Below are 25,135 nucleotides of genomic sequence, written 5' to 3'. Positions count from 1 at the left end.
ATGGCTGAATTGAAGCCTTTCCTTGCCAAGGTCGCCAATCGCGAGGCGCTGACGCGGGATGAAGCCCGCCAGGCATTCGAGATCCTGATGTCGGGCGAAGCGACACCGTCACAGATCGGCGCCTTCCTGATGGCGCTGCGCGTGCGCGGCGAGACGGTCGACGAGATCGTCGGCGCGGTCACAACGATGCGCGCGAAGATGCTGCCGGTTGACGCGCCTGCCGATGCTATCGACATCGTCGGTACGGGTGGTGACGGTTTCGGCACCTACAATATTTCCACGCTGGCAGCCTTCATCGTTGCCGGCGCAGGCGTCCCGGTGGCAAAGCACGGCAATCGCGCACAGAGTTCCAAGGCCGGCACCGCCGACACGCAATCGGTATTGGGCATCAAGCTTGATATCGGTCCTGATGTCATCGCCCGCTGCATTCGCGAGGCCGGCATCGGTTTCATGTTCGCGCAATTGCATCATTCGTCGATGCGCCACGTCGGCCCTTCCCGCGTCGAGCTCGGCACGCGCACGATCTTCAATCTGCTGGGGCCGTTGTCGAACCCCGCTGGCGCCCGTCGTCAGCTGCTGGGCGTCTTTGCGCCGCAATGGGTCGTTCCGCTCGCCGAAGTGCTGAAGGACCTGAATGCCGAAAGCGTCTGGGTCGTACACGGTGAAGGTCTCGACGAGATCACGACCACCGGCACCACCTCCGTTGCAGCACTTGAAAACGGCAAGATCCGCACCTTCGAACTGACACCATCGGATTTCGGCCTGCAGCATGCCGATCTTGCTGACCTCAAGGGCGGCGATGGCGTTGCCAATGCGGCGGCGTTGCGCACTGTGCTCAGAGGCGAGAAGAATGCCTATCGCGACATTGCGCTGGCCAATGCAGCCGCATCGCTTGTCATTGCCGGCAAGGCGGAAACGCTCCATGATGGCATGAGGCTCGCAGCCCAGTCGCTTGATAGCGGTGCGACCGCTGTCGCCTTGGAAAAGCTGATCGCCGTCTCCAACGAGGAAGAATAGGTTCAGGACATCATGACCGATATCCTTCAGAAAATCGAAACCTACAAGCGCGAGGAAATCGCCGCCGCCAAGGCCAAGGTTTCCCTTGCCGACCTCAAGGCCATGCAGGCCGGCCAGTCCGCACCGCGCGGCTTCCACAAGGCGCTGCTCGCAAAGAAGAATGCCGGGATTTTCGGTCTGATTGCCGAAATCAAGAAGGCAAGCCCGTCGAAGGGCCTTATTCGCCCCGATTTCGATCCGCCGGCGCTTGCAAAGGCGTATGAGGCCGGCGGTGCTGCCTGCCTCTCGGTGCTGACCGATACGCCAAGCTTCCAGGGCGCGCCTGAATTCCTGACATCGGCCCGTGCCGCCTGCTCCCTGCCGGCGCTGCGCAAGGATTTCATGTTCGAGACCTATCAGGTGCAGGAAGCCCGCGCCTGGGGCGCAGACTGCATTCTGCTGATCATGGCCTCGCTTTCCGACGACGACGCGCAACGCCTTGAGGATGAAGCCTTTGGCCTCGGCATGGATGTGCTGGTCGAGGTTCACGATGCCGAAGAGATGGAGCGAGCGCTGAAGCTGTCCTCGCCATTGATCGGCATCAACAACCGCAATCTGCGCACCTTTGAAGTCAGCCTCACGGTCAGTGAAACCTTGTCGGCCATGGTGCCGGAGGGACGGTTGCTGGTCGGCGAAAGCGGCGTTTTCACCCATGCCGATTGCAAGCGTCTTGAAGCCGTCGGTATCACCACCTTCCTCGTCGGCGAAAGCCTGATGCGCAAGGACGACGTGATGGCAGCGACACGGTTGCTGTTGAACGGCGAAGCCGGCATTCTGGCGGCCGAGTGAAATGAGCACCGCAAAATCCGGCCTCACCCATATCGACGCGTCAGGCGAAGCGCATATGGTCGATGTCGGCGACAAGGCCGAAACGGCGCGCAGCGCCACGGCTGGTGGCTATGTCAGGATGAAGCCGGAAACGCTGGCACTGATTCGCGATGGCAACGCCAAGAAGGGCGATGTCATCGGCACCGCGCGGCTCGCCGGCATCATGGCGGCCAAGCAGACATCCAATCTCATCCCGCTATGCCATCCGCTCATGCTGACGAAGGTGGCGGTCGACATCGTCGAAGATACCGCCCTGCCCGGCCTGCGCGTGACCGCGACGGCAAAGCTTACCGGTCGCACCGGCGTCGAGATGGAGGCGCTGACGGCGGTCTCTGTCGCCTGCCTGACGATCTACGATATGGCCAAGGCCGCCGACCGCAGTATGGAAATCGGCGGCATAACGCTATTGGAGAAATCCGGCGGCAAATCCGGGGATTTCCGCTATCCGGGGGCCTGATGCCATGAGCCTGTTACCTGTCGCCGAAGCACAAGCGCGCCTGCTGAATAGTGCTACACCACTTCATCGTATCGAAAGTGTTCCGCTCGATATGGCGGAAGGCAGGGTGCTGGCCAAGGATCTGGCGGCTCGCCTGACACAACCGCCCTTCGACGCTTCGGCCATGGATGGCTATGCCCTGCGTTTCGAGGATGCGGCAACGCCCGGCTCCGAGCTTCAGTTGATTGGTGCGTCCGCCGCAGGCCACGCCTTCGAGGGTACTTTAGGCAAGGGCGAGACTGTCCGCATTTTTACCGGCGCACCGGTTCCGGCCGGAGTCGATTCGGTGCTCCTGCAGGAGGATGCGGAACGTCTGGAAGGCGATCGTATTCGCACCACCTATGCCCTGCGCAAAGGACAACACATACGCCCGCGCGGCCAGGATTTCATCGAGGGCGAAGTCGTGCTGCCTGTGGGCACAGTGATGGATTTCTCGCGGCTGACGGTCGCCGCCGGCATGAACCATCCGGCGTTGGACGTTTATCGCCGGCCTCTGGTCGCCATCCTTGCAACAGGCGACGAGCTGGTGGTGCCGGGCAGCCTACCTGGTCCCTCGCAGATCATTGCATCGAACACCTTTGGTATCGCTGCACTCGCGCGCAGCGCCGGCGCCCATGTGCTCGATCTCGGTATCGTCCCCGACAATAGTGATGAAATCACCGCTGCGATCGGCCGCGCTCAGGTGGCAAAGGCCGATATCATCGTCACGCTAGGCGGCGCCTCGGTCGGCGATCATGATCTGGTGCAGGCGACCTTGATTGCCGCCGGCATGCAGCTGGATTTCTGGCGAATCGCCATGCGGCCCGGCAAGCCGCTAATGGTAGGCAGTCTTGGCGAAACCCATGTTCTCGGCCTGCCCGGCAACCCTGTCTCCAGCCTTGTGTGCGGCGTGTTGTTCCTGGAACCCCTCATCCGCAAGCTCGCATCCCTGCCGCCGGTAAAACGCGAGAGCGTCGCGCGGGCCGCCATCCCATTTGCAGCGAACGATCAGCGTCAGGATTACGTGCGCGCGACGTTGACGAAGGCTGCCGACGGCGACTGGCTGGCCAAGCCTTTCTCGAAGCAGGATTCCTCGATGATGAAGATCTTCTCGCGCGCCGATTGCCTTGTGGTGCGCCCGGTGCACGCGCCGGCACTTGAGGCGGGTTCGCCGACTCAAGTCATACTCTTGCGGCCAGACCTGCTGGGCTGAGCCAGACAAGGAAAAGCCGGGAGATTTGATCCTCCCGGCCCATATTCATCAAATCTGCGAGCAGATTACTTGACGGGCTTCTCGTGATGGCCGCCGAAGCCGGCGCGCATCGCGGAGAGAACCTTGTTGGCGTAATCGTCGTTGCCGCGCGAAGCGAAGCGGCCGTAAAGGGCGGCGCTCAGCACCGGCGTCGGCACGCCTTCGTCGATTGCGGCCGAGATCGTCCAGCGGCCTTCGCCCGAGTCCGAAACGCGGCCGGCATATTGCGACAGGGCGGCGTCGCCATGCAAGGCGTCGGCGGTGAGGTCGAGCAGCCAGGAGGTGATGACGCTGCCACGACGCCAGACTTCGCTGATTTCGGCGATGTCGAGATCGTACTGATAATATTGCGGATGGGCGATCGGCGCCGTTTCGGCATCCTTCTCGGCATCCAGCTTGCCGACATTGGCGTGGCGCAGCACATTCAGGCCTTCGGCATAGGCAGCCATCAGGCCGTATTCGATGCCGTTATGAACCATCTTGACGAAGTGCCCAGCACCCGACGGGCCGCAATGCAGATAGCCCTGCTCGGCGGTGCTCTTCTTGGCGGCTTCTTCGGAGCGCATCGGCGAAGCGGCAACGTCGCCGACGCCAGGCGCCAGCGTCGCGAAAATCGGCGATAGATGCTCGACGACTTCCTTCTCGCCGCCGATCATCAGGCAATAGCCGCGCTGCAGGCCGAAAACGCCGCCGCTGGTGCCAACATCGGCATAATGAATGCCCTTGGACTTCAGCTCCTCGGCGCGGCGGATATCGTCATGGTAATAGGAGTTGCCGCCGTCGATGACGATGTCGCCTTCTTCCAACAGCGGAACGATCGATGCCAGTTCCTGGTCGACGATCGCAGCCGGCAGCATCAGCCAGACGACACGCGGCTTGGCGAGCTTCGATACGAAATCCTCGAGTGACTTGCTGCCGGTGGCGCCGAGCTGCTCGAGGCCTGCGATGCTTTCCGGACGTGCATCGAAAACAACCGCGGTGTGACCGCCCTTCATCAGGCGCTGCACCATGTTGTTGCCCATGCGGCCAAGGCCAATCATTCCGATTTGCATATGTCAGTCTCCTAGGACGGTTTTAATCGTTTTGAATCTCAATAAAGACATTTCGCAATATTTTCCAATGAACAAATGACGGGCGAGCCATGCGCAGGCCGGAGAGCGGTGAAAATTGGCTGTGTTCACGCATCTGTGATGGCGCATGCAAGAGCATGCCGTTTGCCACTATAATCGCCCTTTGTCCGTGCTGATGAAAGCGGTATTTCACGGGAGCTATCGGAGTTCTGGAATCCGTGTCCACCAGCTGAAAAATAGTTTTCATCGCTCATCATGTTTCGATGTAACGTTGAGCTGCTTATTATCGATCCCGGGATTCTTTGCATCGTTCTCTATCTAAGACGCTGAACGTCAAGCGTCATAGGAGTCATATGTCTGCGTCGCTGAAACTGCCGCTCGTTCCGGCCTCATTTTTTGGCATCGTTTTGGGACTTTCCGGGCTTGCCAATGCCTGGCGCGTCGGAGCGCGCATATGGCAACTGCCGTCGATGGTCGGCGAGACACTCACCTTCGTCAGTTTCGCAGTCTGGCTGCTGCTGATCGTACTTTTCTCGTTGAAGTGGATCATGGCTCGTGAGGAAGCCCTCAAGGAAGTGGCGCATCCGGTCCAATGCTGCTTTATCGGTCTCCTCGGCGTGACGACAATGCTCACAGCCGGCGGCCTATTGCCCTATTCACGCATTGGCGCAGAAACCATTTTTCTTGTCGGCGCCGCCTTCACGCTTGCGTTTTCAGTTTGGCGCACAGGCGGCCTCTGGCATGGCGAACGCGATATTGCAGCAACGACCGCCGTACTTTACCTGCCGAGTGGTGCGGGCTTTTTCGTTACCGCCATTGTCAGCGCAGCTCTCGGATTCCCCGATTGGGCGCAACTTTTCTTTGGCGCCGGCTTCTTCAGCTGGCTCGCGATCGAATCGGCTCTGTTGCATCGTCTCTTGACCGGACCGGCGCTTCCTCCGCCGCTGCGGCCGACGCTCGGCATTCAATTGGCGCCGCCAACCGTCGGTGCCCTCGCCTATATGAGCGTGATGCAAGGGCCGGCCGATACGCTCGTGCACGCCATGATCGGTTACGGCCTGCTGCAGGCTCTGATCCTGCTTCGCCTTCTGCCGTGGCTCATGAAAGATTCCTTCAGCCCGGGCTATTGGGCCTTCACCTTCGGTGCCACGGCGCTGGCGACGGCTCCGATGCGGCTGATCGAGCGCGGCGATACCGGTCCTATGGTGAAACTGGCGCCCGTCCTCTTCATCGCAGCCAATATCGTCGTCATTCTGGTCGCCGCGGCAACAATATGGCTGATCGCCAATCGCAAGCTGGTTATCGGATGGGCTGAGTTCACGGATAGCAGCGCCGTCAGCCGGCGTTAAACGAAACCCAGACAACGCATTGAAGGATAATATGCTGGATCATGTGACCATAGGTGTTCGGGATATCGAGAAATCGAGGATCTTTTACGATGCGGTTCTGCATATTCTCGGCATTGAACACCTCTATGCGGAAGGCGAAACCTTCGCGGGTTACGGCATCAGGCCAAAGGCATTCTTTTGGATCGGCCAGCGCACTGGCCCACAGACAGGCACCCATATCGCCTTTGTCGCGAAAAACCGGGAGGCGGTTGACCGGTTCCACCAAGCAGCTCTTGCCGCAGGCGGCATCGACAACGGGCCGCCCGGTCTTCGTCCGCATTACCACCCCGACTATTATGGCGCCTTCATCCTCGATCCCGATGGCCACAATATCGAGGCGGTATGTCACCTTTCGGTGATTTAGCCGCATGCTTGGATTTTTGCGCGGGCAAGATCACTGCACCGGCGGCCCGACATAGCGCGCTCGCGGCCGGATGAGGCGGCCGCTGGTCGCTTGTTCCATGGCATGAGCCAGCCAGCCTACCGTCCGCGCCAGCGCGAAGATGATCAAGGGCGCATCTTCAGGCAGGTGAAAGGCATGCGTCATCGCGGTCACCGCAAAGTCAACATTGACGCGTTCGCCGACAAGCTGTTCGCCGACATCGCGAACCTCTGCGAACAGTGGAGGCAGCGTTAAGCAACGCAGCAATGCCTCGGCACGAATATCGACATCAGGATAGAGCTGGTGGCCGAAGGCAGGTAAAGGCCTTCCTTCCGCGAGATAGCTGCGGACCGCCTCCTCCGCGCCAATCGTGGCGGCGCGGGCAATCAAGGAACGCACGCTTTGCCACGCGCCGCCATGCAGCGGGCCGGTCAGCGTGGAAAGACCGGACAAGGCTGCGGCGGATAAGGTCGCGCCGGCGGAAGCCGTGATTCGTGCGGTGAATGTCGAGGCGTTCAGCTCATGGTCCGCGAGCAGCACCAGACAGCGCCGTATCAGGTCACCGGCATCCGGGCGACCCCAGGCCACGGCGAGACGCTGATGCAGTGGTTTGTCGGCAGATCCCGGTGCCAGAGCATCTGCAACGGTTGCGAGCACGCTTTCCGCCTCACCTTGCAGGGCCGGAAGCGAACGCCCGAGTGACGGCAGATCATTTGTCGTACGCTCGGCAAGCGCGCAAAATGCAGCATTCAAGGAAGGAAGCTTTCGCCGCATCTCCCCTTCCTCCAGATACAGCGGCCGTTTCATGTCCCAAAGCAATAGCGCGACATCTTCGAGGCTCGCTCTCTCGGCAAGCTTGGCGGCATCTTGACCGCGATAGAAAAGCCGTCCGTTGAAAACCGTGGACAATGCCGAGGGCAGCACCGGGTCTCCCCATTGGATGGCCTCGGCGGCAACCGCTTCCGTCTTGCGCCGGCCGGCATGGCGGGTCGCCAGCCGCTTTACGTCGTCGGTGAAATAGAGGCTGCGCCGGGTATCCGCCGGATCCGGCTTGGCGCGAATGCGGCCGCGGCTGACATTGGCGTACAGCGTCTGCGATTTCGTTCCCAGCAGGGTCAGCGCCTGCTCCGCCGTCAGCCAGCTCATAAGTCCTCATATTGATCAATTGCATCAAGATTGACGTCAACAAAAATAGACCCGATCTAATCGGATAGTCAAAGGAGAACCGTAATGAAAAGTGGTCTTGAAGATGTCATTGCCGCAGAAACCAAGCTGTCCGACGTCGATGGCGCTGCCGGTCGTCTGATCATACGCGGCGTGTCGCTCGATGATCTGGTGGCAACCAGCCGCTTCGAGGATGTGGCGTCGCTGTTGCTCGATGGCCTGTTCGACGAACATATCGATGCCGCCTCCATCCGGAAGCAGCTTGGCGCGGCCCGCGTTGCGCTCTTCGCGCATGTAGCGGCCGCCGATGCAACGCTTCTCGCTTTGCCGCCAGTGGACGCGATGCGCGCGCTGCTGGCACGAATCGCAGACGGCGAGGATTTCGCGAGCGCCATCAACCTGATGGCAGCACCAGCCGTCTTCCTCCCAGCGGTGTTGCGGCTGCAGAAGGGCGATACGCCGATCAAACCGGATGCCTCATTATCCCAGTCGGCCGATATCCTGCGCATGCTGAGTGGTCGTGTACCGACAGCAGAGCAGACAGCAGGGCTCGACGCCTATCTCGTGACGATTTCCGATCATGGTTTGAACGCGTCGACATTCGCGTCACGTGTCATTGCCTCCACCCATGCCGGCCTGACCTCTTCCGTGCTGGCAGCGATCAGTGCCCTGAAGGGTCCGTTGCATGGTGGTGCCCCTGGCCCCGTCCTCGATATGCTCGATGGCGTCGGCAAGCCAGAGAACGCGCGTCAATGGTTGTCAAATGCGCTCGATCATGGTGAGCGCCTGATGGGCTTCGGCCATCGTATCTATCGTGTCCGCGACCCGCGTGCCGATGCGTTGAAAACCGCGCTGAAGCCGATTTTCGCCAGCGGCCAGGCGGATGCCGGTCGTATCGCGCTGGCGGAGGCGATTGAAGCTGCAGCACTCGCTCTCCTCAAGGAGCGCAAGCCTGATCGCCCGTTGGACGTCAATGTTGAATACTACACGGCCCTGCTGCTCGACGCCCTTGGCTTTCCGCGAAACTCCTTCACCGGCGTCTTTGCGATCGGACGTACGGTTGGCTGGATTGCCCATGCGCGTGAACAGACGCTTGACGGGCGTCTCATCCGCCCGCAGTCGCGCTATGTTGGCCCCCTGCCGAAGGCCGCATAAACCCTATCCGGGGTAATCGATGCTCAGGCGGCCGCGGATTGGCGCGGCCGCACCAATCCCTCGCGGATATGGCGGGCGAGCTCCTGCGCCGGCGGTATGGCATTCCCCTTGGGCAAATGCAGATTGATCGCGAAAACCGGCAGCTCCGGCAACCCTTCTTCACTCGAGAGAATATCGAGATCGGCAGGGACAGTAGACGCCAGCCAGGCGGTAACCGCCAGATCAGTACGCACGGTCGCGGTGGTCGCCTCGATATTGCCGTTCTCGAACACGGTGCGCCAGCGCCGACCACCACTGCTCAATGCCGCAAATACGGACGAGCGGAAAGCACAGGTATCGGCCACCATCGAGATCGGTAGCGGCATCTTGCGATAGGCGTTTCCGCCTTTCGCCCCCACCCAGACCAGCCGCGCGACAGCCAGACACTCGCCTTGTGAGGAACCGAACGGCTCTTCGACCACGCAGAGGTCGATAGCGCCCTTCTCCAACTCCTCCAGCAGCTCCGGCGATGAGGCGCAAACCAGAGAAATCTCCACCTGTGGATAGCGCTCGGCATAGGATTTCAGCACCGGCGCCAGCGTTGCGCCCACCAGATCATAGGGAACGCCGAGCCGCACACTTCCCTGAACTGTCCGCTCGGTCATGTCGGCCCAGATGTCGTCGTTCAGCATCAGCAATCGGCGGGCATTTCCGAGCAGCCGCTCGCCGGCGTCCGTCAGCCGCAAGCCGCGCTTGTCCCGCTCGAACAAGGTGGATCCCAGCATCTCCTCCAGCCTCTTGATCTGCTGACTGACGGCACCTTGCGTCATGTGCAGCATATTGGCCGCAACGGTCATGCTGCCTTGATCGGTAACAGCGAGGAAAGTTCTGATCAGTGCGATATCGAAGTTTCGGGTCATCCATCCATTATAAATGCTAATGCTCATGTCCTTCAATATTCGATTTATTGATGGGCGTTGCGTGCCTATCCCTTCTCCAGAATTGGAGAAAGGCCGAAATGACCATTGAATCCCTGTTGCCGCTGATTCTGTTCGCGCTCGTCTCGACCATCACGCCGGGCGGCGCGACAACGCTTGCGACCGCTTCCGGCGCCCATTTCGGTTTTCGTCGGTCGATCCCCGTCATGGCAGGTTTCGCCTTCGGCCTCGGCTCCATGGCCGGCGCGGCCGCCGCCGGACTTGGCGGTGTCTTGTTGGCTTTCCCGATATTGCAGATCGCCATGAAGACGCTTGGCTCGCTCTATCTGGTCTGGCTGGCGATACGGATCGGCAAGAGCGGTCAACCGCATAACGCCGATCAGATGGCGAAGCCGACAGGCTTTGTCGCTGGCATCTGGATGCTGTGGCACAATCCCAAGGGCTGGGCGATGACGATGGGTGCCGCCGCCTCCTTTGCCATGCTGGCAAGTGGCCCGCTGATGCTCGCGATGCTGCTAGCCTCCACCTTCTGTCTGATGGCAGCCATCTCTCTGGCATTGTGGTGTGCTCTGGGGCAGTTGCTCGCCCGCCTACTGAATGCGCCGTGGCAATGGCGCGTCCTCAATGTCTCGCTCGCTTGCCTGCTGGTGATATCCATTATCCCGATGTGGCGCGGCTGAAGCCAGAAATGGCGAGATCGTTTGCAATCACACCCGGCTGTGCCAGAGCCACACGGTCAGCGACCCGGCGCGGCCGCGCAAGCTCGTGTCGATCGGGCCGTCGAGCCTGCCTTCGATGTAGGGAGCACTATCGCTACCGGCGGAAAGCAGGAGGTCGTCGCTGATGGCGATCTCCGCGCCGTTGCTGGCAGCCACTTCCATCAGGCGGCTTGCCACATTGACGGTGTCGCCCGTCGCGGTGATCTGCTGCCTCCCGCCATCGCCGAGCCTGGAGGCAACGATGGTGCCGAAATGCGCGCCGATCTTGAAGCCGATGCGGGAGGCCGTCCCCTCGGGCAGCGTTGCGAGCCAGCCTCTCATCCGACCGGCGAGATGAATGCAGCAGCGCGCCGCATTGGCCGGATCGGTTCGCTTCGGTTGCGGCAGGCCAAAGAGGATCATCGCGCCGTCACCCATGAAGCTGGTGATAGCGCCGCCGCTGGCCGTCACCTCCTCGTCGACAAGATGGAAGAAGCCGTTCAACAATTCCCGCACGGCCGTCGGGCCGATCGCTTCACTGAGACCGGTAAAGCCATTGATATCGATAAACACCACAGCCGCTTCCTGATGCACGGGTTCTGCAAGGAAGGCGGGGTCGCGGGCCAGATGTTCGGCCAGGCCCGGTGCCTGTATGCGCTGCAGCCGCTCGCTCTGCGCCGCGAGGCGCCCGGCCTGCCTGCGGCCGAGCCAGATCTGAGCCGCACCGAAGAGCAGTGCTGGAGGTACAGTCGCCGCGATCGGCAGGGCAGCGCTTAGCCAGAAGCCGTGTTTGAAAGCACTGATATTGATCCCCAGCCAGGCGAGGATGGCGCAAAGCGCCATGATCAAGCCGATGGTGTTGCGCCGCCAGGCAAGCAGGCCGACGATGATGAGGGGCATGCCCACAGCGAAATAGAGATCGATATAGCGGATGCCGTGGTCCCGGATGAGCCCGTCTCTTGCGATCAGATGTGTGATCGAGGTGGATATGACTTCGACACCAGGCAATACCGGATCGAAAGGCGTCGGAAAGACATCGCCGCCGCCGGTCACTGTCGCACCGATGACGACGATATGATCCCTGATTGCCGCTTCCGGCAGTTGACCGCTGAGCGCAGCACTGGCGCTGAGGGTGCGGATCGTGCCGCGCGGTCCATAAAACGAAAGCGGCATCAGATAGCCGGTATCGGTGTAGACGGAGTGGCCACCGATCTTGATGCGGTCCGAGATGACGACCGGCTGTTCGCCAGTGGCCGCTGAAACGACACGCATTGAAAACGATGGCTCGATGCGTTCGCCGCTGCGAAAGAGCATCGGCACGAATCGCGGCGTTCCCGTCTTGTCGGTCTGTACGTTGACGACGCCGGTGCTCGCGGCACCCGCGAATCTCTCCTGTGGCTCCAGAAATTGCAGTGCGCTCGGCACGCGGGCGAGAGGCTCCTTGCTGTCATCGGTAACGCGCTGGCGGCTTTCGGGAAAAATGCCGGCGGCGGCCAGCACGGCATTCGTCCGCTTCAGCGATTGCTCCAGCGCCGCATCGCCGGCCTCGTCACCGGGGTCGACCAGGAGCATATCGAGCGCGATAGCCTTTGGTCCCAGTGCCGCGATGGCGTCGACCACCTTGGCAAGCGTGGCGCGGGGCAGCGGGTAATGTCCGGCCACACGCGAGGTCTCATCGTCAATGGCGACGATGGTGACGATGTCGGGAGGTTGGCGGCTGCCGCCGATCGTATCTCTCAGATTCGTCAGGGTCGCCTCGGCGCCATCGACAAACGGGATATCGCCATGCAGATTCATAATGCCGAGGCCAAGGCCCCAGACAGCAGTCAGGACAAGCGCTATCAGCGTCTGCAGCGGCGGTCTGCGCATCGGCTCAGGGTCTCACTGGCCGAGACGGGTCATCAATGCGCTGATGCGCTGCGGTGCCCAGGGTATGACACGCAACGGCGAGCGGCCCTTGTCGGCATCGATGCCCTGTCCCTGGCCGAGCGTGACGCCCTGCCCGGTTGATACTTTGTTGACCGCGACACGGCCGCGCAGGACGAGTACGGATGTCTTGCCGGCCTTCACATCGACCGCCCACCGCGTGCCACGAACGGCGGCGATTGCCTGCGGCGTCACCACCTCGAATCCGCCTTTGACGCGACTGCTGTCGACATCAACCAAGGCCGCCTTGCCGCTGAGCACCAGCGCATCCACCTGTCCATCATGATTGCGGTCCACAAGCCGGTAATGTGCGCCGCGCTCGATGGTGATGCTTAACCCCGGCTGGCAATTCAACGTCTGGCGTTCGGTGCTGACAGTCGGTTGAAGCGAGCAGTTCCCGGCGGATTCGGCAGAAGCCGTGCCGGCGCCGACGAGGCACAGAAGGCCCGTCGTCAGCGCCGCGCCGAGAAAATTACTCATTTGAATCATCATTTTGGCCCTCATCACCTATAACTGGGGCCGAAGACGAGGATGTCCAGTCACGGCATTCCAGATACTTGGCGGTGATGATGCGTCAGGGATGGTTGATCTGCAAGTTGTCGTAGCCCCGCGCCTTGTAAAGCACCGTTGAAATCAGCCAGCTCAACAGGAAAATACCGACGACAGCGAAGCCGAAATTGGCGAGATTGTCGTTGAGTTCGCCGATGAAGCGCCAGAAGCCGCCTTCGAGACCGAGCTTGTCCGAAATAAGCCCGAGCGCCTCTATGCCGCCGATGAAGATGGCGACGACGACGGAAGCGGCGGTGATCGTCAGATTGTACCAGAGCTTGCGGATCGGCTTGACGAAGGCCCAGCCATAGGCGCCGGTCATCAGTGTGCTGTCGAGCGTATCCATCAGCGACATGCCGGCGGTGAAGAGCGCCGGGAAAATCAGGATCGTCCAGAAGGACATGCCCTGCGCAGCCTGCGCCGCGGAAATACCGAGAAGCCCGATCTCGGTTGCGGTATCGAAGCCGAGGCCGAAGAGGAAGCCGATCGGATACATGTGCCAGGAGCGCGTGACGACCTTGAACATCGGCCGGAAGATGCGCGCCAGGAGGCCGCCACCGGCAAGCAGCGTATCCAGATCCTCATCGGCGATTCTCTCGCCTCTCCGCGCCCGCTTGAAGGCCGACCAGACGCCCTTTAGCACGAAGAGGTTGGCAATGCCGATCAGGAGCAGGAAGACCGCCGACACGGTGGTGCCGATGACGCCGCCGACATCGTGAAACGAATCGAGCTGGCTCTGCATTGCGGCCGCCGTTGCAGCAATCAGAATGGAGGCGATCACCACGATCGAGGAGTGACCTAGCGAGAAGAAGAAGCCGACCGCATAGGGCTGCTTCTTTTCCTGGATGAGCTTGCGCACGACATTGTCGATGGCGGCGATATGGTCGGCGTCGAAGGCATGGCGAAGGCCGAACATATAGGCCAGAAATGCAATGCCAAGCAGCGACGGCCTGTCCGAAAAAGCGACCCACGCCCAGACCCAGGCAACAATGTTGAAAATGATCAAAAGTGCAAAAGTGAGGGCGATCTTGGCTTTCGGCCGCTCGGCGCCATCGTCAAATGGATTGAGGATCATACTTTTGTTCCCGTTATGCTTACTCGCACGGTGCCACGGAAACGCTGAGGACGCGACAGTCAAATGACGTAGATGCCGAAGTTTTTCGCGCTGTTGCAAAATTGGGCAAGCCCGACATAAGCCGGGCTTGCATCATTGCTCAATCATCCTCTTTCGAAGGGATGGCCCTCGTCTGCCCAGCCGGTAATGCCGCCGATCATCACCTTCACGCGTTTGCCGAGCGTGCCAAGGCGGAAGGCGGCCCTGTCGGTTCCATTGCAATGCGGCCCGGCGCAATAGACCACGAACAGTGTATCCTCAGGCCATTCCGCCATCTTTCGCGCCGTCATCTTGCCATGCGGCAGATTGATCGCGCCGGGAATATGCTGTTCCTGAAACAAGGCCGGTCCGCGAACGTCGATTAGAACGAAATCGGCGTTGCCTGATGTCATGGCTTGCTGCACATCGGAGCAATCGGTCTCGAAGGCGAGCCTGCGGGCATAATGTTCGGCAACGAGCTGCGGATCTGCGGCGGGGATTTCACTGACTAGGGACATGAACGCTCCTTCTTTGGTTCGCTGCATTCATGCCTGAGTCATCGGGCAGTTGAAATTGGCCGAAATGCCATATAGCGTCAAAATCATGCCAAACTCTGATCTCCTAAATCTTCGCGGACCACATGTCGTTACCCTTGTCTATGACGGGCTCTGCACCTTCGAATTCGGCGTCGCCTATGAAATCTTCGGTTTGCCACGACCGGAGATGGGGGATGACTGGTATCGCTTTTCCGCCTGCGCCATCGAGGATGGCCCCTTGCGGGCTGCGGGCGGGCTCACGGTGCAGGTCGATCGGGGACTTGATGTTCTGGCGGAGGCCGACCTGATTATCGTGCCGGGCTGGCGCGGGATCGGGACGGTTGTCCCTGCCCCGCTTGTTGCTGAGTTGCAAGCGGCCAGCCGCCGGGGAGCCCGTGTCATGTCGCTCTGCTCGGGCGTCGCGGTCCTTGCCGCGTCGGGACTTCTCGCCGGACGCAAGGCCACGACACACTGGCGCTATGTCGATTCGATCGCCGAACGCTATCCTGACATCACTGTCGATGCCGATGTGCTCTATGTCGATGAGAACAGTGTGCTGACCGCAGCCGGCAGTGCAGCCGCCATCGATCTCTGTCTGCATGTCGTACGCGGGGATTTCGGACCCGATGTCGCCAACAGCGTCGCGCGCCGGCTGGTGGTGCCCCCACATCGCGAAGGCGGCCAGGCGCAATATATCGAAGCTCCGGTGCTGAAGCAGCGCGAAGGTGCGCGGCTGGGGCCGCTGCTGGAATGGATGCGCGAACGCCTGCAGGAAGAACTGCCCATATCAGCGCTTGCAGAGCGAGCCGGCATGAGCACGCGAACCTTTCAGCGTCGCTTCGAAGCGACCACCGGCCTGTCGCCCGGTGAATGGCTGCTGACCGAGAGATTGAAACGCGCTCGCGATCTGCTTGAGAAGCAGGCGGCTATTTCACTTGACGATGTGGCTGTGGCGAGCGGATTCGGATCGCTCGCCACCATGCGCCATCATTTCAGGGAAAAGCTTGCGGTCAGCCCGAGCGACTACCGCAAGCGATTTGCGATCCTCAGACCAGCCGGCTCTGTTCCGTCGCAGCTTCGATGAAGCTCGAGAACAGCGGATGCGGTTCCAGCGGCCGGGACTTGAGTTCCGGGTGATACTGGACGCCGATAAACCAGGGATGATCCGGATATTCGACCGTCTCCGGCAGGATACCGTCCGGTGACATGCCGGAGAAGACAAGACCGCAGTCTTCGAGCTTGTCCTTGTAGTCGACATTGACTTCGTAGCGGTGACGATGGCGCTCGGAGATATCGGTCGAGCCATAGATCTCCGAAATCTTCGTGCCCTTCTTGAGAGCCGCCTTGTAGGCGCCGAGGCGCATGGTGCCGCCGAGGTCGCCGGCTGCGGTGCGCTTCTGCAGCTCGTTGCCCTTCAGCCATTCTGTCATCAGGCCGACGACAGACTCCTTGGTCGGTCCGAATTCCGTCGACGAGGCATGTTCGACACCGGCCAGATTGCGGGCTGCTTCGATGACAGCCATCTGCATGCCGAAGCAGATGCCGAAATACGGCACCTTGCGTTCGCGTGCGAAACGGGCCGCAAGGATCTTGCCTTCCGAGCCGCGCTCGCCAAAGCCGCCGGGCACGAGAATGCCGTGAACCTTCTCGAGATAGGGCGCCGGATCTTCCTTTTCGAAGACCTCGGATTCGATCCATTCGAGATTGACCTTGACGCGGTTGGCGATGCCGCCGTGATGCAGCGCTTCGATCAGCGACTTATAGGCGTCCTTGAGGCCGGTGTACTTGCCGACGATGGCAATGGTCACCTCGCCTTCCGGCGTACGGATGCGATTGCAGACTTCTTCCCACTGATCGAGACGCGGCTTCGGCGCCGGCTCGATGCCGAAGGCGGCCAGAACTTCGTTGTCGAGGCCTTCCTTGTGGTAGGCCATCGGCACGTCATAGATGTTTGCGACGTCGAGCGCCTGGATGACAGCCGACTGGCGGACGTTGCAGAACAGCGAGAGCTTACGACGCTCGGCTTCCGGGATCTCGCGATCCGCTCGCACGAGCAGGATATCGGGATGAATGCCGAGTGCCTGCAGTTCCTTGACGGAATGCTGCGTCGGCTTGGTCTTCAGCTCGCCGGCGGCCGGAATATAAGGCATCAGCGTCAGGTGGACGTAGATCGCTGTGCCGCGCGGCAAATCGTTGCCGAGCTGGCGGATCGCTTCCATGAACGGCATGGCTTCGATATCGCCAACGGTGCCGCCGATCTCGCAGATGACGAAATCATACTCGTCATTGCCTTCGATGACGAAATCCTTGATCTCGTTGGTCACATGCGGAATGACCTGAACGGTGGCGCCCAGATAGTCGCCGCGGCGTTCCTTGTCGATGATGTTCTTGTAGATGCGACCGGTGGTGATGTTGTCGGTCTTGGTGGCCGAGCGGCCGGTAAAGCGCTCGTAATGGCCAAGGTCGAGGTCGGTTTCCGCACCGTCGTCGGTCACGAAGACCTCGCCGTGCTGGGTCGGGCTCATCGTGCCCGGATCCACGTTCAGATAGGGGTCGAGTTTGCGCAGGCGAACTCGATAACCACGAGCCTGCAACAACGCTCCGAGAGCCGCAGCCGCAATTCCTTTTCCGAGGGAAGAAACCACGCCGCCTGTGATGAATACATATCGCGCCATGGGAGTCACCGGATACCTTTTAACAAATGATTCCGCTAGCCCTAAAATTCGTTTCCGGAATTTTGGACACAGAAGACGGAATATCGACAAAACAAAACCGGCAGATCCAAGGACCTGCCGGGGATGATCTTGGCCGACCTGGCTTACTTGCCGGTCGGGACTTCGCCGCCGCTCTGGGCTGGCGCAGGTGTCGTAGCCGCCGGCGCGGTCTGCTGACCGGTAGCGGCCGGAGCCGGCTGCGTGGCCGTTGCAGCTGCCGGCTGGTTCGTCGTTGCGGGCGGCGTCGCCTGCGACTGCGGAGCGACGGCACCGCTGTTCGGAACGCCGCTATTGTCGGCTGGCTTCGGCTGAGTCGTAGCCGGAGCAGCACCCTTCTGGCCGCCGAGCGAGTCGAGAATGCCGTTACCCTGGCCCGCCGTGCTCGGGATACGGTTCAGAATGTCGGTCGGGCGTGATTCGAAGCGCGACAGAACATTCATGCCAAGCGCCAGTACGAAGAACAGCGCCGCCAGGATGGCCGTGGTGCGCGTCAGCGCATTGGCCGTACCACGCGCGGACATGAAGCCCGATCCGCCACCGATGCCGAGGCCACCGCCTTCGGAGCGCTGAATCAGCACCACGCCGATGAGGGCGACAACGATCATGAGATAGATGACAAGCAGTACGGTTTGCATAGGTCCAGTCCTGCCCGCATGCGGGCATCAAAAAGAAAAGCTCGCGGCTCTTTACATGAGGCTCTCGCCTATTCCAAGCCCTTTTGAGGCCGGAATTCCGGACAAGCGGGTACTTCAGGCAAACTGCCGTTCGAATGCAGCGTAAATGGCGAGGAAATCGACCGCTTTCAAGCTCTGACCTCCAACAAGCAAACCATTGACGTTGGGAATATCAAGAAGATCGCGAGCATTGGCGCCGCTGACCGATCCGCCGTAGAGGATTCTCATTTTCGCGCCTTGCTTGCCGAAGCGCTCGACAAGCTCGGAACGGATGAAGCCATGGGCCTCCTCGACATTTTCGCGGGTCGGAACCTGACCGGTGCCGATCGCCCATACAGGCTCGTAGGCGATGACGGTCGATTCTGCCGTCGAGTCGTCCGGAACGGAGCCGGCCAGTTCGCGCTTCAGCACATCCAGGGTCTGGCCGCTGTTGCGCTCATAGGCGGTTTCGCCAAGGCAGATGATGGCCGTCAAGCCCGCTTCATGGGCTGCATGCGCCTTGGCACGCACCAGCATGTCGCTTTCCGCGTGGTTCCGGCGACGCTCCGAATGGCCGACGATCACATGGGTGCCGAAGCAATCCGCAACCATCTCGGCCGAGATATCGCCGGTATGTGCGCCGCTGACCTGCTGGTGGCAATCCTGGGCGCCTATCGCCAGCGGGCTGTCGTCGCAGAGCGCCGTCGCGACATAGAGCAAGGTGGCCGGAGGGCAAAGCAGCGTATCGATTTTCTCCGATAGCGGCGTCTTGACGCCGTCCGCGATCGCCTTGATCTGATCCAGGCTCGCCCGCGTGCCGTTCATCTTCCAGTTTCCGGCCAGAAGCGGCCGTACAGTCTTCGTCATTCCGAACTTCTCCCCCTTGATCCATCTGCCGGACTAACAAAACTGTGGGGGAAAGGAAAGTTATGGAAAGGGGTCGAAACCGGTTCAAATCGTTTGAAAGATGCTTATCCGGAAAATAAGTCGAATTGGCTGATATGTTTCAGGAGGCTTGTGGATCAGCGATCCAGTTGAGCACCCTGCGCCAATCGGTCATCCGCACTGGCGTTCCATGATTTCCGGTTTCGAAAAGCGTGAACCGCGTCGGGTAATGCGCCTTGTAGAGCTTTTCGAACAGGGCTTGCTGGTCGGTTGCCGCATAGACCGGGTCCTTGCTGCCATGCGTAAACCAAAGCGGCAGCTTGGCCTTGTAGAAGGCACTCTTCGTAAAATCCGGATCGGTGACGCCGCTCAGAATTGCCATCCCTTTCAGGCGCTTGACGCTTTCAGCATCGCGGGTGATGCCCCAGCAGATGAAGCTGCCCATCGAGGCGCAGGTCAGAATGACGGGTTTGCCGCCGGATTGCTCGGAGGAATGGCGGATCAGCGCCGCGATATCGGCGACGCCGTTGCTGTCGAAGCTCTTGACGCTCGGCGCATAGTAGGTGCCGCCGTTTGCGTAGGTGAGGTTTTTCAGCCGGTTGAAGTTGCCGCCGAACGTATAGTCGTTGGAGCCGAGCCGGCGGTCGCCACCACGACCGTGGATGAAAATGACGGTGAAGGCCTGCTTCGATGCCGGCCCTATCCGCGTGACATCGATCTTGCGATCGCCGAGCTGCAGGGTCTCGTCTTCCTGCGCCTTCCAGCGGACGCCGGTGTCGACATAGGCCGGCTTGACGCGCTTTTCCGGGATCTGGTCACGGCCGTTGATATCCCGCATCTCCTGATAATCGATCGTCTGGAACGCGCCGTTGTCATGGCTCTCGAGCACGGTCTGGTTGGAAAAGAGTTCGTCCTTGAAGGGCTTCAGCATCTCCGCATCGGCGCTGGAGGCGGCCGCAAGCAGCAGAAAGCTTGATATTGCGGCCAGGATAGGCAAATGAGCTGTGGACATTCGCATGCGGACACTTCCTCCGATCGGCCACCGGGCTTGCCATTCGTCACCCGGCAACGCAAATCTCTTTATAAATCTGCCCCGTCGTGGGGCGCCATCGCTCTTGTGTGCCGTTTCTGGCAGAATCACGGTGATTTGCGAATAGCGACCACAAATGCGATAATAAAAGGGGTCTGGCCCCACCAGAACAAATCTGAGCAGCTTGAAATTCTATGGATAACAGCAACGATCTCTTCTCCGGACTGCCTAGCGCGCCTAAGCCGGAGGCAACGGAAAAGCCCGCCTTGAAGATTGAAAAGCCTGTGGCAACGCCGCCGCAGCGTGCGGCGCCGACGACATCTTCAGCCGAAGAATATGGTGCAAGCTCGATCCGCGTTCTTGAGGGGCTTGAGCCGGTCCGCATGCGTCCGGGCATGTATATCGGCGGCACGGATGAAAAGGCGCTGCACCATCTCTTTGCCGAAGTCATCGACAACTGCATGGATGAGGCGGTCGCCGGCCATGCCAATTTCATCGAGGTCTATCTCGACCGGCAGGGCTATCTGACCGTCACAGATAACGGCCGCGGCATCCCGGTGGAAAACCATCCGCAGGTACCGGGCAAATCGACGCTCGAAGTGATCATGACCAAGCTGCATGCCGGCGGCAAGTTCGATGGCAAGGCTTACGAGACCTCGGGCGGTCTGCACGGCGTTGGCGTCTCCGTCGTCAACGCGCTGTCGGATGATCTGGAAGTCGAGGTTGCCCGTAATCGCAAGCTCTATCGCCAGCGCTTTTCGCGCGGCGTGCCGGTCGGCGGCCTAGAGGAACTGGGCGATGTCCATAATCGCCGCGGCACCCGTGTCCGCTTTCATCCCGATCCGCAGATCTTCGGCGATCATGCCCGCTTCGAGCCGGCCCGCGTCTTCCGTATGGCGCGCTCCAAGGCCTATCTGTTCGGCGGCGTCGAGATTCGCTGGAGCTGCGATCCGGAACTGGCGCCGGAGGGCTCTGATGTTCCTGAGAAGGCCGTCTTCCATTTCCCCGGCGGCCTGAGAGACTATCTCAAGGCAACGATGGGCAACGAGTTCACCGTCACCCGCGAGATCTTCGCCGGCAAGACGGAGAAGGATAGCGGTCACGGCTCGCTGGAATGGGCAATCACCTGGTACGGCGGCGATCCGCAGATCCATTCCTATTGCAACACCATCCCGACACCTGAAGGCGGCACCCATGAGGCCGGGTTCCGCATCGCGCTCACCAAGGGTTTGAAGAGCTACGCCGAGCTGACGCAGAACAAGCGCGCCGCCAATATCAGCACGGAAGACGTGATGATATCGGGCGTCGGCATGCTCTCGATCTTTATCCGCGAACCGGAATTCGTCGGCCAGACCAAGGATAGGCTCGCGACCGTCGAGGCGCAGCGCATCGTCGAAAACGCTCTGCGCGATCCCTTCGACCACTATCTTACCGATAATCCGACCGAAGCCGAAAAGCTGTTGGAATGGGTGATCGAGCGCTCTGAGGAGCGCATGCGCCGCCGCAAGGAAAAGGAAGTCAACCGCAAGACCGCCGTGCGCAAGCTGCGCCTGCCCGGCAAGCTCGCGGACTGCTCGCAGAACTCCGCCGCCGGCGCCGAACTCTTCCTGGTCGAGGGTGACTCGGCCGGTGGCTCTGCCAAGCAGGCGCGCAATCGCATGAATCCAGGCGATCCTGCCGCTGCGCGGCAAGATCCTCAACGTCGCCAGCGCCGGCCGCGAAAAGCTTTCGGCCAACCAGCAGATCGCCGATCTGATCCAGGCGCTGGGCTGCGGCACGCGCTCGAAATACCGGGAAGAAGACCTTCGCTATCAGCGCATCGTCGTCATGACCGATGCCGACGTCGACGGTGCTCACATCGCCTCGCTGCTGATTACATTCTTTTATCAGGAAATGCCGGAGCTGGTCCGCGGTGGCCATCTTTTCCTGGCCGTTCCGCCGCTCTACAAGATCACGCAGGGGTCGAAATCGATTTATGCTCGCGACGACGCGCATCGCTTAGAGCTGATGGAGACGGAGTTCAAGGGCAAAGGCAAGCTCGAGATCAGCCGATTCAAAGGCTTGGGCGAAATGCTTCCCGCGCAGCTCAAGGAAACGACGATGGATCCGTCCAAGCGGACCTTGTTGCGCGTCGAGATCGACGAGGTCGATTTCGAGGGCACGCGCGATGCCGTCGACAATCTCATGGGCACCAAGGCCGATGCCCGCTTCCGCTTTATTCAGGAGCGTGCGGCTTTCGCCGAGGATCTGGATATCTGACAACCGCAACGGGTTGCCGTTGCCCGGCACTATCCCCGATATTTTATCGGATTGTCGGATATTCGTTACGAGCGCGTCATGGACGGATGCATAGATGGCGGCATTAGCTTGAATGTCGCCATTTAACCGCTCGGATTGACCATATCGCCATGTTGAAGCCCATTTTGTCGGCTCTTGCCGCCGCCTTCCTGTTCGGCCTTCCCGTTCACGCTGCAGACATCGGCACGACCATCGACGTGCCCTGCCCCTTTGGCGACTGCAACGCCGGCATCAGCCTCTCCTATCTCGGCAGCTATGATATTCCGACAGGCTTCACCGAAAATGGCGTCGAAGTGGGCGGCCTCTCGGGCATCGAATTTGATCCGGCCACCGGCCGCTATATTTCCATCAGCGATGATCGCTCCGAAAAGGCGCCGGCCCGCTTCTACCACCTGGATATCGACGTCAGCGCCGACGGCCTGAAAGGCGTAGCTGTTCTCGATCATGTCACGCTGCAGGATAAAGACGGCCAGCCTTTCGCAGTGAAAAAGGTGGATGCGGAATCCATTCGCCTCGGCAGGGATGGCATCTATTGGAGCAGTGAAGGCGACGGCAAGGCGTTGTTGCCGCCCTTCGTTCGCATCGCCAACCGAGACGGCAGCTTCATGCGCGAATTTTCATTGCCGGATGGATTCGCGCCCACCGCCGACAAGAGCACTGGCATCCGTGACAATCTCGCCTTCGAAGGCCTGGCTTTTCTCTCCAGTGGAGATCTGATCGTCGGCACGGAATCCGCGCTCTATCAGGATGGACAGATCGCCACGCTCACCGGCGGCGCGCTTGCCCGTCTCATCCGCTATGACGTCGCGGCAGGAGAGCAGAAGGCGCAATATGTCTATCCGATCTCGCCAATCCCGCAGGCACCGCCCACCGCAAGCGGCTGGAACGATTCCGGCCTGTCCGAGATCATCGGACTTGACGACCGCCACCTGCTCGCGATCGAACGCGGCTACGCGCAGGGCATCGGCAATACCATCGTGATCAATATGTTCGATCTGGACGGCGCAACCGACGTATCGAACATCTCTTCCCTGGCGAAGACCGATCAGCGTATCGTGCCGGTGCGCAAGGCCCAGATCATGGATCTGCGGGCTCTCGGCCTTGCCCCTGACAACATCGAAGGCATTGCGTTCGGCAAGGCCAAGGACGGCACGGATGTATTGATCCTTGTCGCCGACAACAACTTCAATCCGATGCAAAAGACCCAGTTTTTCGCATTCAAGGTGATCCGCCGCCCCTCCTGACGCCTTGTTATTATCTTTACGTCAGTCGTGTTATTGTCACGGCATCGGAATAAAGAGGCTTTCAGGGCGTTGCTCTTGAAAGAGCCTAGATCGTACCCCATAACCGGGTGGATCTAGTTGAAGAGGGGCAAAGTAAGTCCGGTGGGTGTATTTGAACGTCAGAAGCCGAAGGAGCACCGTTGGCTGGGGTCTAGTGCGCATGCGCGCATGCCGCTTATTCCATCCATCTCCGCTGCGCGTTGGCTGCTAATTCTGATTGCCATTGCCGGCGCCTATTTCTTCTACGGCTTTCTTGTTCCGGTTTTAGCCGCAGCGGTGATCGGTTTCGCCACCTGGCCGCTTTATAGCGAGCTGCTGCGCCGCACCGGCGGCAATACGACGCTCGCGGCCACCATCGCCCTTGTCTTCATCGTGACGTTTCTCGTCCTGCCGATCGTGCTGTCGGCCATCTACATGGCCGGTGAAGTGCGCGAATGGTTCGGCTGGGCCGTTCATGTCAACCGCGAAGGCGCGCCAACACCGGAATGGATCCTGGCCTTGCCTGTCGTCGGCCCATGGCTTGGCGAACAATGGACGCAATATGTCGGCAGCCCGGGCTCGATCGGCGAGCTGGCGCAACTGGTCAGCGGCGCGCATATCGGCAACATCTACAGGGCAGTCCTGGCGGCAGGCGGCAACGCGTTTCATGTCGTCTTGACCCTGTTGTTCATGCTGATCGCTCTGTTCTTCATCTATCGCGATGGCTCGACATTCGTGCGCCAGGTCGATCTCCTTGGCGAACGCATCCTTCCGAACCGCTGGGAGCGGATTTCCCGCGTCGTTCCGGCGACTATCAGCTCCACCGTCATGGGCATGACACTGATCGCCATCGGTGAAGGCATCGTGCTCGGTGTGGCCTATTGGATCGCCGGTGCACCATCTGCGATCACACTCGGCGTTCTCACAGGCGTGATGGCCCTCGTCCCGGGTGGCGCGCCGCTGTCCATGTCGCTTGTCTCGATTTACCTCGTCGCCAGCGGCTCGCTTTGGGCGGGTATTGCCTTGTTTATTTGGGGCACGGTCGAGCTCTTCATCGTCGACAAGACGCTTCGCCCGAAGCTTGTCGGCGGCCCGATCAAGCTGCCCTTCCTACCGACCTTCTTCGGTCTCGTCGGCGGCGTAAAGACCATGGGCTTCCTTGGTCTGTTCATCGGCCCGGTCTTGATGGCAATCATCGTCGCCATCTGGCGCGAATGGATTCGCGAAGCGGAATTGACGGAAGAGCAGCATGCGCAAGAGCCGGAGCTGCAATTGCGCGGCCCCACAGTTCCGAACGCTGATCGCGTCCCTAAGTCAGAGCCAGCCTCTTCTCCATGAACAGGCTGAGCGGGTCTGGCTGGTAGCTGCCGAAGGCCGCAATCTCCACATAACCGAACCTTTTGTAGAGGGCGATCGCTTCCGGCTGATAGATGCCGGTTTCCAGGCGGATGGCTTCAAGTCGCTTTTCGGACGCAGCTGCTTCGAGCGTCTCCATCAGCTTGCGCGCAACGCTAAGCCCTCTGGCAGTGGGATCCACGAACATGCGTTTGATTTCCGCGGTGCCGTCGCCTGCTTCCACGAGCCCGCAACACCCGACGATATCACCGTTGATTCTCGCAACCCAGAACGTCACCTCAGGCTTTTCCAGCGAAGCAAGGTCGAGCATGTGGTTGCTCTCGGCCGGATAAAGCGATTCCGCATAGGCATCCGACATGTTGAGAAGGCGGATAACGCCATCCTGGCGGGGAGATTCAACAGCGATAGACAGCGACAAGATACACCTCGGTGAAGACTGTCGCTGGAT

24 protein-coding genes and 1 pseudogene are annotated in these 25,135 nt (G+C 60.5%); 12 read left to right on the top strand and 13 right to left on the bottom strand.

Going from position 1 to position 25,135, the window contains the following annotated elements; all coding sequences use genetic code 11:
- The 4 genes from trpD to glp are packed head-to-tail and all read left to right on the top strand — an operon-like array spanning position 1 to position 3,572.
- A complete protein-coding gene (trpD, locus tag BSK43_RS20925) occupies positions 1 to 1,017 on the top strand; it encodes an anthranilate phosphoribosyltransferase (RefSeq protein WP_077471097.1) in 1,017 nt (338 codons plus the stop codon).
- 12 nt (positions 1,018 to 1,029) lie between these two features.
- Positions 1,030 to 1,845 (top strand): indole-3-glycerol phosphate synthase TrpC, encoded by an 816-nt coding sequence (gene trpC, locus BSK43_RS20920; protein ID WP_077471096.1) that lies wholly within the window; start codon positions 1,030 to 1,032, stop codon positions 1,843 to 1,845.
- A 1-nt stretch (position 1,846) separates the two neighbouring features.
- Positions 1,847 to 2,341 (top strand): cyclic pyranopterin monophosphate synthase MoaC, encoded by a 495-nt coding sequence (gene moaC / locus BSK43_RS20915; protein ID WP_077471095.1) that lies wholly within the window; start codon positions 1,847 to 1,849, stop codon positions 2,339 to 2,341.
- A gap of 4 nt (positions 2,342 to 2,345) precedes the next feature.
- On the top strand, positions 2,346 to 3,572 hold the full coding sequence (gene glp, locus BSK43_RS20910) for a gephyrin-like molybdotransferase Glp (protein WP_077471094.1): 1,227 nt from the start codon (positions 2,346 to 2,348) through the stop codon (positions 3,570 to 3,572).
- Positions 3,573 to 3,637: 65 nt separating this feature from the next.
- Here glp and gnd read toward each other — a convergent pair whose 3' ends face one another.
- Together gnd and BSK43_RS20900 are read right to left on the bottom strand one after the other, a co-directional pair.
- On the bottom strand, positions 3,638 to 4,663 hold the full coding sequence (gene gnd / locus BSK43_RS20905) for a phosphogluconate dehydrogenase (NAD(+)-dependent, decarboxylating) (protein WP_077471093.1): 1,026 nt from the start codon (positions 4,661 to 4,663) through the stop codon (positions 3,638 to 3,640).
- Between the two features lie 22 nt (positions 4,664 to 4,685).
- Positions 4,686 to 4,928 (bottom strand): hypothetical protein, encoded by a 243-nt coding sequence (locus tag BSK43_RS20900; RefSeq protein ID WP_136687142.1) that lies wholly within the window; start codon positions 4,926 to 4,928, stop codon positions 4,686 to 4,688.
- A gap of 106 nt (positions 4,929 to 5,034) precedes the next feature.
- Between BSK43_RS20900 and tehA the strand changes: the two genes are divergently transcribed.
- Both tehA and BSK43_RS20890 read left to right on the top strand, forming a co-directional pair.
- Positions 5,035 to 6,030: a dicarboxylate transporter/tellurite-resistance protein TehA gene (tehA, locus tag BSK43_RS20895; RefSeq protein WP_077471092.1), complete on the top strand. Its 996-nt coding sequence runs from the start codon at positions 5,035 to 5,037 to the stop codon at positions 6,028 to 6,030.
- A gap of 31 nt (positions 6,031 to 6,061) precedes the next feature.
- The gene (locus BSK43_RS20890) at positions 6,062 to 6,433 is read left to right on the top strand and encodes a VOC family protein (protein WP_077471091.1); all 372 of its coding nucleotides are present in this window, start codon (positions 6,062 to 6,064) and stop codon (positions 6,431 to 6,433) included.
- A gap of 30 nt (positions 6,434 to 6,463) precedes the next feature.
- On the opposite strand, the gene BSK43_RS20885 is transcribed toward BSK43_RS20890, so the two are convergent.
- Positions 6,464 to 7,597, bottom strand: a complete 1,134-nt coding sequence (locus BSK43_RS20885) for a citrate synthase (protein ID WP_077471090.1) — start codon at positions 7,595 to 7,597, stop codon at positions 6,464 to 6,466.
- Between the two features lie 84 nt (positions 7,598 to 7,681).
- Between BSK43_RS20885 and BSK43_RS20880 the strand changes: the two genes are divergently transcribed.
- Positions 7,682 to 8,770 carry a citrate synthase/methylcitrate synthase gene (locus BSK43_RS20880; protein WP_077471089.1) on the top strand — a complete coding sequence of 363 codons (1,089 nt, stop codon included), beginning with the start codon at positions 7,682 to 7,684 and terminating at the stop codon, positions 8,768 to 8,770.
- Between the two features lie 23 nt (positions 8,771 to 8,793).
- Here BSK43_RS20880 and BSK43_RS20875 read toward each other — a convergent pair whose 3' ends face one another.
- Positions 8,794 to 9,669, bottom strand: a complete 876-nt coding sequence (locus tag BSK43_RS20875; protein WP_205910663.1) for a LysR family transcriptional regulator — start codon at positions 9,667 to 9,669, stop codon at positions 8,794 to 8,796.
- Positions 9,670 to 9,767: 98 nt separating this feature from the next.
- Here BSK43_RS20875 and BSK43_RS20870 point away from each other — a divergent pair, with 98 nt between their 5' ends.
- A complete protein-coding gene (locus BSK43_RS20870) occupies positions 9,768 to 10,367 on the top strand; it encodes a LysE family translocator (protein WP_077471087.1) in 600 nt (199 codons plus the stop codon).
- A gap of 27 nt (positions 10,368 to 10,394) precedes the next feature.
- Here BSK43_RS20870 and BSK43_RS20865 read toward each other — a convergent pair whose 3' ends face one another.
- From BSK43_RS20865 to BSK43_RS20850, 4 genes are all read right to left on the bottom strand, one after another.
- A complete protein-coding gene (locus BSK43_RS20865; protein ID WP_077471086.1) occupies positions 10,395 to 12,254 on the bottom strand; it encodes an adenylate/guanylate cyclase domain-containing protein in 1,860 nt (619 codons plus the stop codon).
- 12 nt (positions 12,255 to 12,266) lie between these two features.
- Positions 12,267 to 12,800, bottom strand: coding sequence for a FecR domain-containing protein (locus BSK43_RS20860; protein ID WP_077471175.1), 534 nt, complete (start codon positions 12,798 to 12,800; stop codon positions 12,267 to 12,269).
- A gap of 85 nt (positions 12,801 to 12,885) precedes the next feature.
- Positions 12,886 to 13,935, bottom strand: a complete 1,050-nt coding sequence (locus tag BSK43_RS20855) for a HoxN/HupN/NixA family nickel/cobalt transporter (protein WP_077471085.1) — start codon at positions 13,933 to 13,935, stop codon at positions 12,886 to 12,888.
- 143 nt (positions 13,936 to 14,078) lie between these two features.
- Positions 14,079 to 14,471, bottom strand: coding sequence for a rhodanese-like domain-containing protein (locus tag BSK43_RS20850; RefSeq protein WP_077471084.1), 393 nt, complete (start codon positions 14,469 to 14,471; stop codon positions 14,079 to 14,081).
- Between the two features lie 64 nt (positions 14,472 to 14,535).
- Between BSK43_RS20850 and ftrA the strand changes: the two genes are divergently transcribed.
- Positions 14,536 to 15,573, top strand: a complete 1,038-nt coding sequence (gene ftrA, locus BSK43_RS20845; protein WP_077471083.1) for a transcriptional regulator FtrA — start codon at positions 14,536 to 14,538, stop codon at positions 15,571 to 15,573.
- Here ftrA and BSK43_RS20840 read toward each other — a convergent pair.
- From BSK43_RS20840 to BSK43_RS20825, 4 genes are all read right to left on the bottom strand, one after another.
- Positions 15,536 to 17,164, bottom strand: coding sequence for a CTP synthase (locus BSK43_RS20840; RefSeq protein WP_077471082.1), 1,629 nt, complete (start codon positions 17,162 to 17,164; stop codon positions 15,536 to 15,538). The genes ftrA and BSK43_RS20840 overlap by 38 nt on opposite strands.
- A gap of 143 nt (positions 17,165 to 17,307) precedes the next feature.
- Positions 17,308 to 17,838 carry a preprotein translocase subunit SecG gene (gene secG / locus BSK43_RS20835; protein WP_077471081.1) on the bottom strand — a complete coding sequence of 177 codons (531 nt, stop codon included), beginning with the start codon at positions 17,836 to 17,838 and terminating at the stop codon, positions 17,308 to 17,310.
- 114 nt (positions 17,839 to 17,952) lie between these two features.
- On the bottom strand, positions 17,953 to 18,723 hold the full coding sequence (gene tpiA, locus BSK43_RS20830) for a triose-phosphate isomerase (protein WP_077471080.1): 771 nt from the start codon (positions 18,721 to 18,723) through the stop codon (positions 17,953 to 17,955).
- A gap of 139 nt (positions 18,724 to 18,862) precedes the next feature.
- Complete coding sequence (locus tag BSK43_RS20825; RefSeq protein WP_077471079.1) at positions 18,863 to 19,759, bottom strand: dienelactone hydrolase family protein; 897 nt, start codon at positions 19,757 to 19,759, stop codon at positions 18,863 to 18,865.
- A gap of 206 nt (positions 19,760 to 19,965) precedes the next feature.
- Between BSK43_RS20825 and parE the strand changes: the two are divergent.
- The 3 genes and pseudogenes from parE (at position 19,966) to BSK43_RS20810 (ending at position 24,669) form a co-directional block, all read left to right on the top strand.
- A pseudogene (gene parE, locus BSK43_RS20820) lies at positions 19,966 to 22,030 on the top strand (DNA topoisomerase IV subunit B).
- Positions 22,031 to 22,179: 149 nt separating this feature from the next.
- Complete coding sequence (locus BSK43_RS20815) at positions 22,180 to 23,313, top strand: esterase-like activity of phytase family protein (protein ID WP_077471077.1); 1,134 nt, start codon at positions 22,180 to 22,182, stop codon at positions 23,311 to 23,313.
- A 141-nt stretch (positions 23,314 to 23,454) separates the two neighbouring features.
- Positions 23,455 to 24,669, top strand: coding sequence for an AI-2E family transporter (locus tag BSK43_RS20810; RefSeq protein ID WP_077471076.1), 1,215 nt, complete (start codon positions 23,455 to 23,457; stop codon positions 24,667 to 24,669).
- Here BSK43_RS20810 and BSK43_RS20805 read toward each other — a convergent pair.
- Positions 24,641 to 25,105, bottom strand: coding sequence for a GNAT family N-acetyltransferase (locus BSK43_RS20805; protein ID WP_077471075.1), 465 nt, complete (start codon positions 25,103 to 25,105; stop codon positions 24,641 to 24,643). The genes BSK43_RS20810 and BSK43_RS20805 overlap by 29 nt on opposite strands.
- Between the last annotated feature and the right edge of the window lie 30 nt (positions 25,106 to 25,135).

The sequence above is a fragment of the Rhizobium sp. P44RR-XXIV genome (genome assembly GCF_001999485.2).
In the GTDB taxonomy this organism is placed as follows: domain Bacteria; phylum Pseudomonadota; class Alphaproteobacteria; order Rhizobiales; family Rhizobiaceae; genus Rhizobium.
The sequence above is the reverse complement of the archived record's forward strand: the minus strand, read 5'-3'. Positions and strand labels throughout refer to the sequence as shown.